Origin of the sequence: Qipengyuania polymorpha, from assembly GCF_019711435.1 — a bacterium.
Classification (GTDB): domain Bacteria; phylum Pseudomonadota; class Alphaproteobacteria; order Sphingomonadales; family Sphingomonadaceae; genus Qipengyuania; species Qipengyuania polymorpha.
In genome coordinates this window covers 560,952-579,534 of record NZ_JAIGNK010000001.1, presented here as the reverse complement: position 1 = coordinate 579,534, position 18,583 = coordinate 560,952, and the positions used below count along the sequence as shown (strand labels likewise).

The following is an 18,583-nucleotide window of genomic DNA, read 5'->3' as shown; positions in this document are numbered from 1 at the left end:
GCAATGCGCTCGAAGTCACTGTAGAATTGCCGATTTAGCACTTCGCTCACTCCGCCGCCTCCCGCTGCCGCTCCAGCATCGGCTTGAGATACTGCCCCGTGTAGCTCTCCGCCACCTCGGCCACTTCCTCCGGCGTCCCCTGCGCCACAACCTCCCCGCCCCGCACGCCGCCGCCGGGGCCGAGGTCGAGAATGTGGTCGGCGGTCTTGATGACGTCGAGATTGTGCTCGATCACCACCACCGAATTGCCCTGGTCCACCAGCCGGTGGAGCACTTCGAGGAGTTTCCTCACATCCTCGAAATGGAGGCCAGTGGTGGGCTCGTCGAGGATGTAGAGCGTCTGGCCGGTGCTGCGCTTCGACAGTTCCTTGGCCAGCTTCACGCGCTGCGCCTCGCCGCCTGACAGCGTGGTCGCCTGCTGGCCGACCTTGACGTAGCCCAGCCCCACCTCGTTCAGCATGTGCATCTTGTCGCGGATCGGGGGGACGGCCTTGAAGAAGACTTCCGCATCCTCGATCGTCATGTCGAGCACGTCGGCGATGGAGTGGCCCTTGAACTTCACCTCCAGCGTTTCGCGGTTGTAGCGCTTGCCGCCGCATTCCTCGCAGGTGACGTAGACGTCGGGCAGGAAGTGCATCTCGATCTTGATCAGGCCGTCGCCCTGGCACGCCTCGCAGCGGCCGCCCTTGACGTTGAAGCTGAAGCGGCCGGGCTTGTAGCCGCGCGCCTGCGCTTCGGGGAGGCCCGCGAACCAGTCGCGGATTTGGGTGAAGGCGCCGGTGTAGGTCGCCGGGTTGGAGCGCGGGGTGCGGCCGATGGGCGACTGGTCGATCTCGATCACCTTGTCGCAATATTCGAGGCCGGTGACCTTGTCGTGCGCGCCCGCGACCACGCGTGCACCGTTCAATGTCCGCGCGGCAGACGCGTAGAGCGTGTCGATAGTGAAAGACGACTTGCCCGAGCCCGAGACGCCGGTGATGCAGGTAAAGGTGCCGAGCGGGATGCTGGCGGTGACGTTGTTCAAGTTGTTCGCCCGCGCGCCGTGGACGGTGAGCTCGTGCCCGTTGCCCTTGCGGCGGTCCTGCGGGACGGCAATCTCGCGCCTCCCGGTGAGGTAGTCTGCAGTGAGCGACTTCTTCGAGCGGAGCACCTGCTTGAGCGTACCCTGCGCCACCACCTCGCCGCCATGCACGCCCGCGCCCGGGCCGAGGTCGACCACGTGGTCAGCGGTGCGGATGGCGTCCTCGTCATGTTCGACAACGATGACGGTGTTGCCGAGATCACGCAGGCGCTTGAGGGTTTCCAGGAGCCGGTCGTTGTCGCGCTGGTGGAGGCCGATGCTGGGCTCGTCGAGCACGTAGAGCACACCCGAAAGCCCCGAGCCAATCTGGCTGGCGAGACGGATGCGCTGGCTCTCCCCGCCGGACAATGTGCCGCTGGTGCGGTCGAGGTTGAGGTAGTCGAGCCCGACATTGTCGAGGAAGCCCAGTCGCTCGTTGATTTCCTTGAGGATGGCCTTGGCAATCTGCTGCTGCGTGTCGTTCAGCGCATCGGGGAGCGCGAGGAAATAGGCCTTCGCATCGGCCACGCTCATCTTGGTCGGCGTGGCGATATCGGTCCCGTCGATCTTCACCGCCAGCGCCTTCTCGTTGAGGCGCTTGCCGTGGCAGGTCTCGCATGGCTGCGCGGTCTGGAACTTGGCCAGCTCCTCGCGCATCCATGCGCTCTCGGTTTGGAGCATGCGGCGGTTGAGGTTGCCGATGACACCCTCGAACGGCTTCTTCACCGTGTACTGCTTGCGCCCGTCCTTGAAGGTGAGCGGGATGGCGCGGCCCTTGGTGCCGTAGAGGATGATGTCGCGGATTTCCTTGTCGAACTCCTCCCACGGGGTGGTGAGGTCGAACTCGTATTCGCGCGCGAGGCTGGCCAGCACCTGCATGTAATAGGGGCTTGGCGGGTTGCTTTTCGCCCAAGGCACCACCGCGCCCTTCTTGAGGCTGAGCGCCTCGTTGGGAACGACCAGCTGCGGGTCGAACAGTTGCTTCTCGCCGATACCGTCACAGGTCGGGCAGGCCCCCTGCGGCGCGTTGAAGGAGAACAGGCGCGGCTCGACTTCCTCGATGGTGAAACCGGAGACCGGACAGGAGAAGCGTTCCGAAAAAACGATGCGGTTGGCGGGCAGCCCCGCCCCCTTCATCGCGCCGCCTGACGCTCCCTCATCCTCACGTCCCGGCACCACGCCATCGGCAAGATCCACATAGGCCAGCCCATCGGCGAGCTTCAGCGCGGTCTCGAAACTGTCGGCAAGGCGCGTTTCCAGCCCCTCTTTCACCGCGAGGCGATCGACCACCACTTCAATGTCGTGCTTGAACTTCTTGTCGAGCGCGGGGGCTTCCTCGATTGCGTACATTTCACCGTCGATGCGCACACGGGTAAAGCCCGCCTTCTGCCACTCGGCCAGCTCCTTGCGGTATTCGCCCTTGCGACCGCGCACGACCGGCGCAAGCAAATAGAGCCGCGTGCCTTCGGGCAGTTCCATCACCCGGTCGACCATATTGGAGACCGTCTGCGCCTCGATCGGCAGGCCGGTGGTGGGCGAGTATGGCACCCCCACCCTCGCCCATAGCAGACGCATGTAGTCGTAAATCTCGGTCACCGTCGCCACGGTCGAGCGCGGGTTGCGGCTGGTGGTCTTCTGCTCGATGGAGATGGCGGGGGAAAGCCCGTCGATATGCTCGACATCGGGCTTCTGCATCATCTCGAGGAACTGGCGCGCATAGGCGCTCAGGCTCTCGACATAGCGCCGCTGCCCCTCGGCATAGATGGTGTCGAAGGCGAGACTCGACTTGCCCGAGCCCGACAGCCCCGTGATGACGATGAGACTGTCCCGCGGCAGGTCGATATCGACGCCCTTGAGATTGTGTTCCCGCGCGCCGCGGACGGAGATTTTCGTAAGTGCCATGGAGGAAGCGTGTTCCGCAAATGTTCGTTAAGGTCAAGCTTGGCCGCCGACATAGGAAGTCTTGCGCGATTTTGGAGGCGTTCGGCAATGTTTGTCGTGCCGCTGGTCGGTTATCTGCCTTGCTCGCAGCGCTTGTGACCCAAGAATTCGGGCCACGGCGTGTCTCAAAGCTAATCCCTATCCGACCATTTACCAATCGCCAGAAAACAATCTTTACGGTCAGGCCATAATTCGCGGCAGGCAAAAGGCGTGGACAATACGCCGTCGTGCTGTCCCAGCTACACGGAAAAGCGAGTAATGAATTTTTTGCCGCTTGCAGGTACCGAGATGTTTGCCGCAGGTTCGCTGACGAACTCACCATTCTCCGCCCGGATAAAAACCGACCGCCTCAATTGGGCTGACATGGCAAGAACGCTGTCAGGTGATAACCAATGAACGTTATTTTTATTTCAGTGGACGACCTGGCAGCATTTTCGATGCTGAAGAGTCTTTACGCGGGCACGGTCCACACTCCGAACATCGACCGCATCATGGCGATGGGAACGACCTTCGAGAACGGATTTTCGCAAGTCGCGATGTGCAATCCTTCCCGCACGTCCATGCTAACCGGACTGTCTCCTGCGCATACGGGAGTACATGGCAATTTACTGCTATGGTCTGACGCGGTCGATCCCGGCGACACGATGATGGGCCAGTTGATGAATGCGGGCTTCCACACGAGCATGATCGGCAAAGTCGTCCATTCAAACCGATTCAGCGCCGACTATGGAAACCAAATTGCGAACGTAATATTCAACGACCGTACCGATGTGACCGGCAACCAGATCGGTGTCCTTGATCCGGCGCTGACCGGTATCAACGGCGATGAAGTCAACGTCGGCTATGCGCTCGACCTGCTTGCAAGCTACGACGCCACCGATCCCTTTGCGATGTTCGTTGGGATCAACAAGCCGCACCTCAACTGGGTCGTACCTCAGGAATTCTACGACCTATACCCCATCGATGAAATCGTCCTCGTAGACAATCCGCCCTTCGACCTGGACGACCTTCCCGAAGCGGCCTTCAACATGATCGGCGTCGAGCGCTGGTCTATCGATCCCGATGAAGCAGGCGCGTATGCCATGCAGGCCTACCTTGCCGCGATCAGTTTCGCCGACTCTTTGATCGGCAAGATCCTCGACCAGCTAGAGGCGACCGGCCTCGACGATAACACAATGATCGTGCTCTGGACCGATCACGGCTACCACCTCGGCGACAAGGACAAGTGGGGGAAGTTCACGCTGTGGGACAATGCCGCACGCGCGCCTTTCGTCATCGCCCAGCCGGGAAGCGATGACGATGGCCAAGTCGTTGGGCAGGTCGTCGAACTGCTCGACATCATGCCAACCGTGTACGACCTCCTAGGCGTTGCAAGCCCGGACAACCTTGACGGACGCAGCCTCGTTTCTTTCATCGAGGACCCTTCACTGCTCGACGATGGCTCGGCGATCACTACCCACAATGGGAGTGGCTCGATCCGTACGAACGAATGGCGTTATATCCGCTACTTCGAGGGAGGCGTGGAACTTTACGCAGCGAGCGACACGAACAATGTGTACAACCTGGCCGGCGATGCCGCCTATGCTGATATCATGGCTCAGTTGGACGCCATGCTTGATATCGAGATGGCTGAAGACGGCTGGGTGCTCGGCACCGGTGTTGGCGCGCTTGTCGGCTCCGACGAGGGTGAGACTCTCGTGCCTACCGAAGAGCTTGATCTCCACGGCGGCGGCGGGGATGATACCTACCTGATCTTGCGCAACCCCGCTGTTGCCGACTTCACCATTCACGAAGCTGCGGACGGCGGCTACGACACGCTGCGAACCGACCTGCTTGACATCGTGATGGATCCCAATCTCGAGCGTGTGATCTCGACGCTGGAAGGGGCCAATGACCCAGACCTCTTTGCACATATCGTCGGCAACGAGCTCGACAACGTCATCATCGGGGGCGGCGTGATCTATGGCGGCGATGGCGATGACCGTATCGAGAGCAAAGCTGGTGACGATTACATTGATCCGGGCCGCGGTAACGACACAATCATCGCTGGCAAGGGACACGACACAGTCGATTATTCCCAGTCCGCCACCGGCATCTTCATGCGCTGGAGCAAGGTCACCAGCACCGACTACGGGGTGGATACGTTGCAGAGTGTCGAACACGTAATCGGCACCGCTTTTGCAGACACAATTTATGGCACCAACCGCGCCGACATCTTCAATGGCAACGGTGGCGCTGACCTACTTTACGGCGAAGCTGGCGCGGACACGCTGGAAGGAGGCGATGGAGATGATACGCTCGATGGCGGCGATGGGATAGACACGGCCAGCTATGCGTCTGCCACCTCGGGCATCATGGTCAGCCTCGCGCTTGCCGACATGGCACAGGATACTATGGGCGCAGGTCTCGATACCCTCTTGTCCATCGAGAACCTGTCCGGCTCAGCCTTTGCCGACACGCTGACCGGTGACGAAGGCATCAACACGCTCAGCGGCGGCGAAGAGGGCGATACGCTCTACGGTGAAGGCGGCAGCGATGTCCTCGAAGGCGAGGCAGGCATCGACACGCTCTACGGCGGCGCTGGCTGGGACAAGATGTCCGGCGGTGAAGGCGACGATACGCTGTGGGGCGGCAATGGCGGCGACCTGATGAAGGGCAATGCCGGCGCCGACACTTTCCACGGCGAGGCGGGCACCGACCGCATCTACGGCGGCAACGATGTCGACACCGCATGGGGCGGCGCGGACGCAGACGACATCTACGGCCAGGCCGGCGACGACGTGCTCCATGGCGATGAAGGCGACGATGTGCTCAAGGGCTCGAATGGCCGTGACACGCTCGACGGGGGTGCGGACAACGACACGCTCGATGGCGGCGCGCAGAAAGACGTGCTCATCGGCGGCGCAGGCGACGACATACTCATCGGCAACTGGGGTCTCGACACGCTAACCGGCGGGACGGGTGCGGACAGTTTCGTCTTCGAAACCGGCCATTCGGGCCGCTGGACGGGCAATGCGGATGTCATCTCCGACTTCAGCCAGGAAGACGGCGACATTATCGACCTATCCGCCATCGATGCCATCGCTGGCGGCGATGACGATGCCTTCGCTTTCATCGGCGATGCGGACTTCAGCGGTACGGCGGGCGAGCTCAGGTTCTACGTCGAAGGCGAGGCTACTTTCGTCGCAGGCGATGTGAACGGCGATGGCGTGGCCGACTTCCAGATCAGGCTGGAAGGCGTGCATGACCTCACGGCGGGAGACTTCGTAATGTAAAATCGCGAATTCGTGGCTTTATCAGAATAAAAACCAATTCGTAGCCCTGCCGGCATTGACCGGCAGGGCTTTTTACTATTCATTCCAAACTCAAATGGGCGGAAAATTCGCTTTGGGTCGCAAAGCAATCCACGCTTCGAGTTCAATTATAGTGCCTGCCGTGACCGGATCGTCGCGCAGGCACGACATGGATATGTCAGGGGTCAAATATGTATATCGTTGGTACGGATGGAAATGACGTTCTCGAAGGAACGTCCGGTGACGATGTGGTCGAAGGCGGCGCCGGCCAGGACTCGATAGAAGTTACGTCAGGCAACGACACCGTCGATGGCGGAGAAGGCGAAGACGAGCTGTATGTTAGTCCCGACTTCGGTTACGGGGGCGAATACGTCCTGACTGGCTCGACGCTGACTTTCAGTACGGGTTCCGGGTCGGGAACAACGACTTTCACCAACATCGAGAATTTCGCTTTTAACGACTATTTCTCCGATGGTTTCCTGACCATCGACGCATCGGCCTGGGGAGATAATCCCAACGCCACCGAGGGAGTCCAGCTCACTCTTTATACAGATTTCAGCACCCTTATCGGGTCATCGCTGGACGACCGGTTCCGAATTGACGGTGTCGGCCATGATATCTGGGGTGGCGAAGGTCGCGATGTCGTCTCTCCGGCTGGCGGCAGCGGAAACTACACCATAGTCACAGAAAGTGACTGGACCAGCATTTCGGGCGCCACGGTTTCTGCAGACGTCACCGAAGTCGAACTCATCTCCTTTTCGCTATACTTCGACGGCGGCACCTACAATGTCGACGCGTCAGCTTCGGCAGTTTCTGTCTACGTTCCCAACACGTCTGGTGACGACATCATTATCGGTGGCTCGGGTGACGATTATTTCTGGACCCTGGACTACAGCAGCGCCAGCTTCGACTACCTGTCGGCTGGCACGGATATCCTCACCGGCAATGGCGGTGCTGACGAATACTCATTCCGCTCTGCTGTCCGGGCCATCGATGGTGTCACCATCACCGATTTCGCAGCAGACGACTGGATCGACCTGACGTGGAACGATGCAGCAGGTTCGCTTGTAAGCACCTTCATCGGCTCGTCCGCTTTCAGCGGCTCTGCGGGTGAATTTCGCTACGAACACTCCGGCGGCCAGACGCTGGTCCAGTATGACGGCGATGGTGACGGTTTCGCCGACGGTACACTGGTGCTTTCGAACGGCGAGTTCGACCTCGTTCGCTTTGTCGGGTTCACCGGCGAAAACAACCTCGGCATCGGTACCATTACCGAAGGCACCAATGCAGTCGACGGCTTCACCGGCGGCGCGGAACGTGATGGCATCTACGGTCTCGGCGGCAATGACGCGCTGGCCGGGGCGGAAGGTGACGACAGCCTCTATGGCGGTGCTGGCTGGGACACGCTCGAGGGCGGCGAAGGAAATGACTACCTCGACGGCGGCAATGGCCGCGACACCGCGAGCTACGCGACCGCGCTGGAAGGCGTCATCGTCGACCTCGCTTCGAGCGAGGTGCAGGACACGGTTGGCGCGGGCCTCGACATGCTCGTCGACATGGAAAACCTCATCGGCAGCACTTTCGACGACACTCTCGGCGGAAGCGAGGTGGTCAACAGCATCGTCGGCGGCCTCGGCAATGACGTCATCACCGGCCTCGGCGGTTCCGACGCGCTCTTCGGCGAAAGCGGTGACGACACGCTGACCGGCGGCAATGGCTGGGACCAGCTGAACGGCGGCGATGGCGACGACATCATGTACGGCGGCAATGGCGGCGACGGCTTCCAGGGCGGCAATGGGCGTGACTTCATCTTCGGCGAGGCGGGGACCGACCGTGCGTGGCTCGGCTCGGGCAACGACGTCGCCTATGGCGGCGCGGACGACGACATGCTCAACGGACAGGCCGAGGACGACACGCTTCACGGCGGAGGCGGCAACGACACGCTCAATGGTGGCGGCCAGGACGACCAGCTTATCGGCGGTGCCGGTGACGACGTGCTGATCGGCGGCTGGGGCCGCGACACGCTCAACGGAGGTACGGGCGCCGACACCTTCGTCTTCGACGACGGGCATTCCGCCCGGGGCCAGGATGAACCGGACCACATTGCCGACTTCAGCAGCGAGGAAGGTGACACCATCGACCTTTCGGCCATCGATGCCATCAAGGGCGGCGCGGACGATGCCTTCACCTTTATCGCGAACGAGGCATTCAGCGGTGTTGCCGGCCAGCTGCGCTTCTATGTCGATGGCCAGAACCAGACCGTGATCGAAGGCGATGTGGACGGGGACGGCTTAGCCGACTTCTCGATTTCGCTGGGCGGTGTACTCGACCTGACCGCGGGTGATTTCGTGCTGTAATAATCGGCTACCGATTTATTTGCGAAAAAAGCCGGGCTGCAGCAATTGCAGTCCGGCTTTTCTTTTTGTTTGGAGCGATACTCTCCAATCAAAGTGCCATGTGGTTAGAATTCATCAAGTTTTAGGCTGTATCGCCCTTCCCCATAGGTATTTCTACCAATGCCAAGGGGGACGCAGACATGGCCGAATTCCTGATTTCGAAGGAAGCAGACGAGAACTGGGTGGTGAGCCTTGACGGCTCGCTGATCTACCTCGCCTGCAACGACGGCTACCTGCGGGTTTTCGATACCATCGACGGAAGCCTCGTGCGTGAGCTCTACATCGGCGGCGATCTGGACGGGATAGCCATCCACCCGATGGACGGCTCGGTCCTCGCCATCACCGTGGGCACGTTATCGAATGAATCGGGAAGTGGCGCGGATTTCACGGCTACGGCGCATGTCGTGATAGTCGATACACAGACTTTCCAGGCGACGACCTATGATGTCCCCGTCTCCGGCAACCAGCGCGCATTCGGCGACGTGTCCTTTGCCCCCCTCCCCTACATCATCATGACGCAGACGGTCGAAGGTGGCGGGACCGCGCCGCTCACGACGATGGATTATTGGGATGGCACCTACGAACAGCAGAACGGCTACGAGTCCGGTGAACTCGCTCCATCCCTGACCCCGGTTGGCGATCAAGCCCTGGCCCTCGTCGGGGAGCTGGGGACGACTGACGGCGAGTACGAACTGACCGGAGCCTATGGTTTCGATTACGGCATGACGACAGAAAACGCCGCGCTCCCGCCGGGCGCGCTCGACGGTGCGACCGGTGTCGAGGCGTCGACGTGGACCGGGTACAAGCATGCCTTCTACGTGAACGGGTCGCTGTACCTGTTCGACATGGAGATGAACTACATCACCACGCTCTCCTACAATGACGGATTTTCGGGAGAGATTGCGGCCCTGACGTTCAGCGCCGATGGTTCGACGCTGTTTGCCCTCGACAGCCTTGGCGGCACCATCACCGGCTATGACATGGAGACATTCCAGCCGAGCGAGCCGCTTTACCTCAATGAAATCCAGACAGCCGTGCTGCCCTACGGCGATGAAATGGTCATCAACGAGAACACCCAGACCGCCCTTATCAATACGGTCGACGGTATACTGGCGATCGATGTCAGCAGCCTGGTTTCGGGGGGCGACAGCCATGCGGCCAACGGCACGCTATTTGGCACTGACGGCGACGACATTCTCGACGGCGGCTTCGGGGAAGATACGATGTACGGCGGCCTCGGGGACGACGTGTACCATGTCGACAACCTCAACGACATCGTGGTCGAGGCTCCCGACGAGGGCATCGATACGGTCATCCTTTCCGATGGCTCCTTCGTCCTGCCGAACTATGTCGAGAATTTCGAAATCGGGCCTGATGGTCAGGATTTCTCTCTTTACGGAAATGCGCTCGACAATTTGATGACCTTCGCGCTTCCAGAGTCGAATTACTACGGCACACTGGAGGCGTTCGGGCTAGACGGGGCGGATACGCTGGATGCGCGTGGAATCGAGTTCGTCGGCTATAGCGATTGGCAACTTTACCTCGATGGCGGGACCGGGGACGACGTCCTCTACGGCGGCGGAAGCGGGGACACTGCCTTCAATGGCGGCGCGGGCGATGACACGATTACCGCTTATGGCACCGGCTACAATTATCTCGATGGCGGCGAAGGTGCCGACATCATGGATGGCAGCCTCACCGACGGCCTGACGCACTTCTACGTGGACGATACAAATGATGTCGTCATTCCCGGCACCGGGACCGATTACTGGACAGGACAACCTAGCAATTACCTGCATGTCTCGGCGGCCTATTACGAAGCTCCCGACGGCATCTTCGACATTACTTTCGAAGGCTGGGGTTTCGCTCAGAGCGTAATCGGCACCGATGGCACCAACCATTTCCGCAATATGGACGCAGCAGACAGCGCGACGGGCGGTGCGGGCGACGACTATTACTATCTCACCAGCAGCGATGCGACAGTCATCGAGGCAGCGGACGGCGGCTACGACCGTGTCTCGCTCAGCCCCAATCTCGACTATGTCATGCCGCTCCATGTCGAACAGGCGACGATTTTCGGCTCGTCGAGCACGCTGACCGGAAACGAGCAGGACAACTACCTGGCGGGCCAGAACGGTACCTTCATCGGCGGTCTCGGCAACGACACCTACCGTGTGTGGGAAACCGGCACCATCGTGGAGAACGCCGGAGAAGGCATCGATACGGTCGTCGTCAATTACGACTACACCCTTGGCGAGAACCTCGAGAACCTGTCCTATCGCGAAGCAAATTATGCAAATGGACGCACACTCACCGGCAACAGCGTCGACAATATCATCACCGGCTCGAACGGCAGCGAGACGCTGCTCGGCATGGATGGCGACGATACAATTTATGCCGATGTCGCCGGGGCTGAGCTCAGCGAGGTATATGACCCGGATGATACGGTTCGCGGGGGCTCCGGCAACGACCACCTGCATGCAGTTTATGGCAACGACACGCTCTATGGCGAGAATGGCTGGGACACGCTCTACAGCGGCGAAGGCGACGACCTGCTCGACGGTGGGAACGGCACGGATACCGTCAGCTATGCCAATTCTGCCGCTGCAGTGACCGTTGACCTCGGCATCCAGGGCATTGCGCAGGATACCGGCGGCGCGGGCATGGATACCCTGATCGATGTCGAACGCCTGGCGGGCTCAGCCTTCGACGACACGCTTCACGCAGGCGACCTGTCCACTGCCATCTACGGCGGGGATGGCTTCGACGACATTGTAGGTGGCATCGGTTCGGACTTCCTCTTCGGCGACGAGGGCAACGACAACCTCTACGGCGGCAACGGCTGGGACAAGCTGTACGGCGGTGACGGCAACGACGATTTGTACGGCGAAAATGGCGGCGACCTGTTCAGGGGCGGCGCTGGCAACGACAAGATCTTCGGCGGAGAGGGGACCGATCGCGCTTATCTCGGTGCGGACGCCGACTACGGATATGGCGGGCTGGATGACGACATGCTCAACGGCCAGTCCGGCGATGACCTCCTGTACGGCGAGGATGGTAACGACCAGTTGTTCGGCGCTGCTGGCGAGGACTATCTCGAAGGCGGTATAGGCAACGACCTGCTCAACGGTGGTGGCCACAACGATATCCTCGTCGGTGGCGATGGTGATGATATCCTGATCGGCAGCTGGGGGCTGGACATCATGTCGGGGGGCGCCGGTGCAGACACCTTCGTCTTCGCGAAAGGCCACACTGCGCGTTGGGAAGACAACGCCGACTACATCACAGACTTCGACCAGGCTGAAAACGACATCATCGACCTCGGCGCCATCGATGCGATCGCCGGCGGCGGGGACGACGCCTTCGCTTTCATCGGTTCGGCAGCATTCAGCGGTGTCGCGGGCGAGTTGCGCATCTCCTTCGATGGAACTCCGGATCAGTATTATACGCTGATCGAGGGCGATACCGACGGTGACGGTGTGGCGGACTTCATGATCTGGCTGGATGGACAGGTCGAACTGACGGTAGCGGATTTCGTTCTTTAACAAGGGCTTATAGCTAACTCCTCGCGTGACGAGGAGGATTATGGAGGGGGTCGGACGATGTCCGGCCCCTTTTTTCATGGCGACACGCCTGCCTGCCATCTGTGTTTCAGGAACGGTGAAGCGTGGACCTATCCGCGCCGTTCGACCGTTGAACAGGTACACATCGCCCTCCCCCTGCCTGCTGATCGAGCGGGTTACGGGCCGGGCGCCCCGGCACTCCCGGGCAGAAATACGAAGTTACAAGGCGCACTTATCCATGTCGGACAATTCAACCAGCAAGGTCAGCGCGCCGACCGATATCCCCAAGTTCAGGCCATCGCCGAAAAGCTCGATAGAGAGCGCGCGATTGAAAGCCCTGATGGAGGAACTCGACCGGCCGCTCGACGAAGAAAAATGGACCTCGACCCCGCACGCGGGCGAGCAGCCCAAGGCGCTCGGCCTGCTTGCGCGTATCCGCAGGCACCGCAGGCACCGCAAGGAATTGAAGCGTGCCCGCCGTGCTGCCGCCAGCGTCTACAAGGTCAAACCACGGCTCTCGACGCGCAAGCGCGCTTCGCTGATGATGGGTGCGGGGGCCATGAGCCTTGCCGCCTTTACCGGCCCGCCGGTCCAGAAGAAGGATCCCACAACCTCCGCTCATCCCACGACCAAGGTGGTCGAGCAGGAAGATATCCGTAAACCGGCCCACCTTCTCAAGGCGAGCGAGCAATTCAAGCAGGCCCTCATCGAGGAAGAGGGGGTGCGCTACACCGTCTATCGCGATGTCGCGGGTTATCCGACGGTGGGTGTGGGACATTTGATCCGCCCGGCAGACAATCTGCGCGTCGGCGACCGGATTTCCGACGAGCAGGTGCTCGATTTTCTCGAGCAGGACCTCAAGACCGCCGAGCGCGGCGTAGCCAAGCTGGTTGGCGACCTGCCGCTCTACCAGCACGAGTTCGACGCCCTGCTCGACCTCGTCTACAATGTCGGCCTCGGAAATGTGTCCGAGAAGAAGAGCCCGCGCCTGAACGCTGCGATTGCGGCGAAGGATTACGACGGCATCGCCGCCGAGCTCGACTACACCCATGCGGCCGGCAAGGTTGCCCGCGGCCTCGAATTCCGTTCCGAACGCCGGGCGAAGATCTTCATGGATGCCGCCTACGAGGACCCGCGCGAGAGCGGCACGGTCGCATCCTGATATTGAAGTGGGCTGTACTCTTTGCGTGTGATAGGATGGCGTGATGGACGGCACGGCGCAGAGGGCATCCACCGGTGTCCCGGCAATCGAACGAGACGAAGGATGGTACGCGGAACGGCGCACCGAAATCCTGCGTTCGATGGCCGAGGTGGAGCGCCACACGCTGGCAACCAATATCGTCGGCACGGCGGTCATTATCGCCTTTTCCCAGTTGCTTCCCAACGCGCAGAGCTTCCTGCTCCCGGCCATCCTGCGCTTTGTCGCAATCGGCCTGACCAGCCTCGTCTATGTCCGCATTCGCGCCCGCCTCGCGACTGGTGCGAGCATCGATGGTGTTTATCGCGCGTGCATCTTGGTCGGGACCCTTGCCGGGGCCAGCTGGGCCTACCTCATCCTGCCCCTGTTTCTCGAACCCACTTTCCATCCTGCGGCATTCCTCGTGCTGGCCGGGGCGCTGATTGCCACCAGCCTGGTCATCACCAACACCTCCTCGCTTCCGCAAATTTGGGTGGCCTTCTGTGCATCCTTCCTGCTGGTGTTCTGGTTCGGCATGGCAGGCGCTCCCGAGGAATTCCGCATGCCGGTGCTCTTCGGTATCACCGTCATCCTGCTCGCGGTCGCAGCCTTTGCCATCGGAGCAGCCAGGAACCGCATTTTTGCGGCCGGCATGCTGGTCGACAACCGGCGGCTGGGCGAAGACCTCGCCGAAGCGCTGGCCGAAGCGGAGTTTCTCGCCAAGCGTGATCCGCTGACCGGCCTCTATAATCGCCGCGCCATGTTCGAAGGTGACACCATGTCGGAAATGGACCGTCACCTCCTGCTGATCGACATCGACAATTTCAAGCAGGTCAACGACCTTTATGGTCACGACATGGGTGACCGTGTGCTCATCCGCATCGGTCAGGTGCTGCGCGACACATTGCGCGAAATCGGCGGCCATGGCCACAAGGCCGCCCGCCTCGGCGGAGAAGAGTTCGCCGTGGTGCTTTGCATTGCGGACGAGCAGGAAGCCGATTTCGTCGCGGAAAAGCTGCGTGCGGCCATCGCCGAGCTGGCGGACGAATTCGACATGGCCGAACGGCTCGGCACCGCCTCGGTGGGTATCTCCACCTTCGCGGGAGACGAGCGCATTTCGGATGCCTTGCAACGCGCCGACAATGCGCTCTATGCCGCCAAGGCCGCCGGTCGCAACACTGTCCGCCGGTTTACCTCCTGACCTACGACCCGCAACAGGTGCGGGGTTAACGATGAGCCACCGCCTCTTTTTCGGCATTCGCCCGCCCCGCGCCATCCGCGAGGCGCTGCTCGACATCATGCAGGACGTCGACAACGCGCGCTGGCAGGATGATGCGCAATTGCACCTGACCCTGCGCTATATCGGCGAGGTCGACACCCCAATGGCCGAGGATATCGCCAATGCGGCCTCGACATTGCCCTTCGAGCCGTTCGAGCTTGCTGTCGCAGGTGTCGGATATTTCGAAAAGAAACACCGCCCCACACTCCTCTACGCCCGCGTGAACCCGACCGAACCGCTCATGCGGTTCCAGCGCAAGCTCGAGCGGGTTCTGCACCAGTGCGGCCTCGAACCTCAGACCCGCAAGTTCACGCCCCACATCACGCTGGCCCGGCTGAATACCGCATCCGGCCCGCTCGCCCCGTTCCTTGCACGGCACGAAGGGCTGGCCCTTGGACCGTGGCAGGTCGATGACTACATATTGTACGAAAGTTTCCTGCGCGAGCAGGGTTCGCTCTACCAACCCGTAGTCACCTATCCGGCCACTCCAACATGACCCCTCCCCGCCTGTCGCCCCTGACCACGCTGATACTGGCCGCCATGGCGGGTGCGTGCTCGCCGGTCACTGGCGAGCGGACCGCCGAAGATCCGGCACGCCAGCGCCTGCTGGAAACGGTCGAGGCCGAGGCCAGCCCCAATCCGGGCGACAATTGCCTGTTGATGGTGTGGTCCGAACAGGACGATCCCGACATCGAATTCGACCGCGCGCATGATGCCGTGAAAGGCGGCGCCATCTCCTGCGCCACCGGAGCGTCTCCGAGCCAGTTCGAGGCCGCGATTTCCTCCCTGCGCGATGCCGCGAAGAGCGGTGACAGGGCGCGAATCCTCGATGAGGTGGGCATTCCGCTGCTCTACATCACCGATCAGGGCGAACGGCGCGAACTCACCGAAGACGAGGTCGAATCGCTGTTCGACGAGGTGTTCGACGACAACATGCTCGACCTCCTCCAGCGCCTCGATTTGTCGCAGATGACGGTCGAGAAGGACCAGGGCGGCTTTTTCGAACTCGGCTCGCTCTGGCTGATCGTCGATGACACCGGCCAGCCGCGCGTGATGACGGTCAACCGCCAGGCGCTGGGGGAAGCCGCCGCGGTCGCTCGCGACCAGGCTGAACGGGGAGAGGGCGAGGCCCTCAGGTGAGCTTCATACGCCGCTGGTAGACTGGCATCCAACATTCGCCGGTCGCAGCTTGCCCGTGCGCCAGCCTTGCGCTTGGCGCACATTGTCGCAACTGCAACCAATTGCCACTCCCGCGCATTTGGGAAGCAGGATTCGCAAAACAGATATTGGAGTCGCCATGAAGGCCCACATTTTGGCCACCACTGCCGCCGCCGCCCTTCTTTCTGCCTGCACCAGCACCCCGGGAGGTGACATGGACCCCATCGCAGACGCCGCCGTCGATGCGGCCGTATCCATCCCCAAGGGGACCGGCTATTTCGCCGCCGACAGCAGCCTGCCGTTCCACGCGCCCGACTGGCGCGCTGTTTCGGAAGACGATTACATCCCTGCCTTCGAACAGGGCATGGCCATTCACAAGGCAGAGATCGAGGCCATCAAGGCCAACCCGGCCGCTCCCTCGTTCGAGAACACCATTGTCGCCTACGAGAAGTCGGGCCGGATGCTCGGCCGTGTCGCCTCGATGTTCTACACGCTCACCGGTTCCAACACCAACGACCGTATCAAGGAGATCGCTTCCGAGATCGGCCCGCGCCTGACCGCGCACAGCGACAGCATCACGCTCGACCCGGTGCTCTTCCAGCGCGTGAAGGCTGTCTACGACAACCGCGCCGCGATGACGATGACGCCCGAAGATGCCAAGCTGCTGGAGCAGACCTATGACAATATGGTCCACGCCGGCGCGCTCCTGACCGAAGCCCAGCGCGAGCGGGTGAAAGCCATCAACACCGAGCTTTCGACGCTGACCACCGAAGCGGGCCAGCTTATCGCCGCCGCCATGTCGGACCAGCCGGTCATCTTCGACAACCGCAGCGATCTGGCGGGCCTTTCGGATGGTGAAATCGAAACCGCTGCCGCGCTCGCGGTGGAAAAGGGTTTCCCGGGCAAGTTCGCCCTGCCGCTGCAGAACACCACGCAGCAACCGCTGCTTCCCGCCATGACCAACCGCTCCGCGCGCGAAAAGCTTTTCAAGGCAAGCTATCACCGCGCCGACGGCACGACCGATATCGACACGCGACCGCTGATCGCGAAAATTGCCGAGCTTCGCGCCGAGAAGGCTGCGCTGTTCGGCGAGGACGACTGGGCCAGCTACACCATGTACGACCGCATGGCGGAAAAGCCCAAGACCGCGCTCGATTTCATGGAACAGATGGTTCCCGCGCTTGCGGCAACCCAGCGCCGCGAAGCCGCCATCCTCAACGAAGCGATCGAAGCCGACGGCGGTAATTACGAAGTGAAGCCGTGGGACTGGTATCGCTATGCCAACCGCATCAAGGCCGAACGTTACGACCTCGATGAAGACGCGCTCACCGACTATTTCCAGATGGACAAGGTGCTGGAAGACGGCGTCTTCTACATGGCGGAAAAGCTCTACGGCCTGACCTTCGAGCGCCGCAGCGACATCCCCACCTGGCATCCGGATATCTGGACCTACACCGTGTTCGACCGCGATGGCAGCGAACTGGGCCTGTTCTACTTCGACCCGTTCCAGCGCCCCTCCAAGCGCGGCGGTGCGTGGATGAACGCCATCGTCGACCAGAGCCACCTGTGGAACACCAAGCCGGTCATCTACAACACGCTCAACATCGTGAAGGCTCCCGCTGGCGAGGTCCAGCTGATGACCTATGACGATGTGAACACGACCTTCCACGAATTCGGCCACGCGCTGCACGGCTTCTTTGCCGACCAGCGCTATCCGAGCCTGAGCGGGACCGCCGTGGCGCGCGACTTCGTCGAGTACCCGAGCCAGGTGCACGAGATGTGGGCGACCTATCCCGAAGTGCTGCGCAACTATGCCAAGCACTACGAAACCGGCGAAACCATCCCGCAGTCCATGGTCGACCGCATTGCCGAAGCCTCCAAGTTCAACCAGGGCTACGACTTTGGCGAGACGCTGGAAGCCGCGCTGCTCGACATGCGCTGGGCAGCTCTTTCCAAGGAAGAGGCCGCCGCGCTCGATACACCGGAAAAGGTGGACGAGTTCGAACGCAGCGCGCTGGAAGACCTTGGCCTCGAGGTCAGCCTCGTGCCGCCGCGCTATCGCAGCACCTATTTCAACCACATCTTCAGCAGCCCGACCGGCTATTCGGCTGGTTACTACAGCTATCTGTGGACGCAGATGCTGGACCATGACAGCCGCAAGTGGTTCATCGACAATGGCGGCCTGACCCGCGCGAATGGCGACCATTATCGCGCCACCGTGCTCAGCCGCGGCGGCACGATGGATTACTTCAAAATGTTCGAAAACTTCGCGGGCCGCGCGCCCGACGTCACCCCGATGCTCGAGGCCCGCGGCCTCATCGCGGGTGACGAGGCGGCAGACAGCAGCGTGTCGGACGATGGTCCAGCCACGGTCGGCGACGCCGGAATGTAATCTAGTTGGCGGGGTGGGCCTAAAGCTTGCCCCGCCATTCCAGCGACAGGCGGTTGAAGGCGGCAAGCTCCGCCCTCCCCGCCGCGCAGGCCTCCCCTATATCGATGGCATCCTGCAGCACCCGCACGGGTGCGTTTTTGTATGCAGGCGAGGCGATGTGATCGCTCCACTTCGCACCCACCGCATTGTCGAGCAGGATGCGCTGGAAGCAATGGTCGAACCGCACCGGCCAGCCGCGCTCGGAGGCGAGCGCAGGCATCCGCTCGCGCGTCAGTTCGAACCAGTGTGAGACGAGCGCATCGCGGTCCATGACCGCAAGAACGG

At 61.5% G+C, this 18,583-nt stretch carries 10 protein-coding genes; 8 read left to right on the top strand and 2 right to left on the bottom strand.

Features of this window, described 5'->3' with window-relative positions:
* Nucleotides 1–46: 46 nt before the first annotated feature.
* Complete coding sequence (gene uvrA / locus K3152_RS02900; RefSeq protein WP_221572515.1) at nt 47–2,962, bottom strand: excinuclease ABC subunit UvrA; 2,916 nt, start codon at nt 2,960–2,962, stop codon at nt 47–49.
* 431 nt (nt 2,963–3,393) lie between these two features.
* Here uvrA and K3152_RS02895 point away from each other — a divergent pair, with 431 nt between their 5' ends.
* The 8 genes from K3152_RS02895 to K3152_RS02860 all read left to right on the top strand — a co-directional run bounded on the left by K3152_RS02895 (nt 3,394) and on the right by K3152_RS02860 (nt 18,259).
* On the top strand, nt 3,394–6,276 hold the full coding sequence (locus K3152_RS02895) for a sulfatase-like hydrolase/transferase (protein ID WP_221572514.1): 2,883 nt from the start codon (nt 3,394–3,396) through the stop codon (nt 6,274–6,276).
* A 209-nt stretch (nt 6,277–6,485) separates the two neighbouring features.
* Nucleotides 6,486–8,651, top strand: a complete 2,166-nt coding sequence (locus K3152_RS02890; RefSeq protein ID WP_221572513.1) for a calcium-binding protein — start codon at nt 6,486–6,488, stop codon at nt 8,649–8,651.
* Between the two features lie 179 nt (nt 8,652–8,830).
* Complete coding sequence (locus K3152_RS02885; protein ID WP_221572512.1) at nt 8,831–12,235, top strand: calcium-binding protein; 3,405 nt, start codon at nt 8,831–8,833, stop codon at nt 12,233–12,235.
* A 256-nt stretch (nt 12,236–12,491) separates the two neighbouring features.
* Entirely contained in the window at nt 12,492–13,415 is a 924-nt protein-coding gene (locus tag K3152_RS02880; protein WP_247713122.1) for a lysozyme, read from the top strand.
* A gap of 43 nt (nt 13,416–13,458) precedes the next feature.
* Complete coding sequence (locus tag K3152_RS02875; RefSeq protein WP_221572511.1) at nt 13,459–14,631, top strand: GGDEF domain-containing protein; 1,173 nt, start codon at nt 13,459–13,461, stop codon at nt 14,629–14,631.
* A 31-nt stretch (nt 14,632–14,662) separates the two neighbouring features.
* Nucleotides 14,663–15,205 (top strand): RNA 2',3'-cyclic phosphodiesterase, encoded by a 543-nt coding sequence (thpR, locus tag K3152_RS02870; protein WP_221572510.1) that lies wholly within the window; start codon nt 14,663–14,665, stop codon nt 15,203–15,205.
* Nucleotides 15,202–15,849, top strand: a complete 648-nt coding sequence (locus K3152_RS02865; RefSeq protein WP_221572509.1) for a hypothetical protein — start codon at nt 15,202–15,204, stop codon at nt 15,847–15,849. Before thpR ends, K3152_RS02865 begins: the two co-directional genes overlap by 4 nt.
* Before the next feature lie 157 nt (nt 15,850–16,006).
* Nucleotides 16,007–18,259, top strand: coding sequence for a M3 family metallopeptidase (locus tag K3152_RS02860; RefSeq protein WP_221572508.1), 2,253 nt, complete (start codon nt 16,007–16,009; stop codon nt 18,257–18,259).
* A 19-nt stretch (nt 18,260–18,278) separates the two neighbouring features.
* On the opposite strand, the gene K3152_RS02855 is transcribed toward K3152_RS02860, so the two are convergent.
* Nucleotides 18,279–18,569 carry a GCN5-related N-acetyltransferase gene (locus K3152_RS02855; RefSeq protein WP_221572507.1) on the bottom strand — a complete coding sequence of 97 codons (291 nt, stop codon included), beginning with the start codon at nt 18,567–18,569 and terminating at the stop codon, nt 18,279–18,281.
* Nucleotides 18,570–18,583 lie beyond the last annotated feature (14 nt).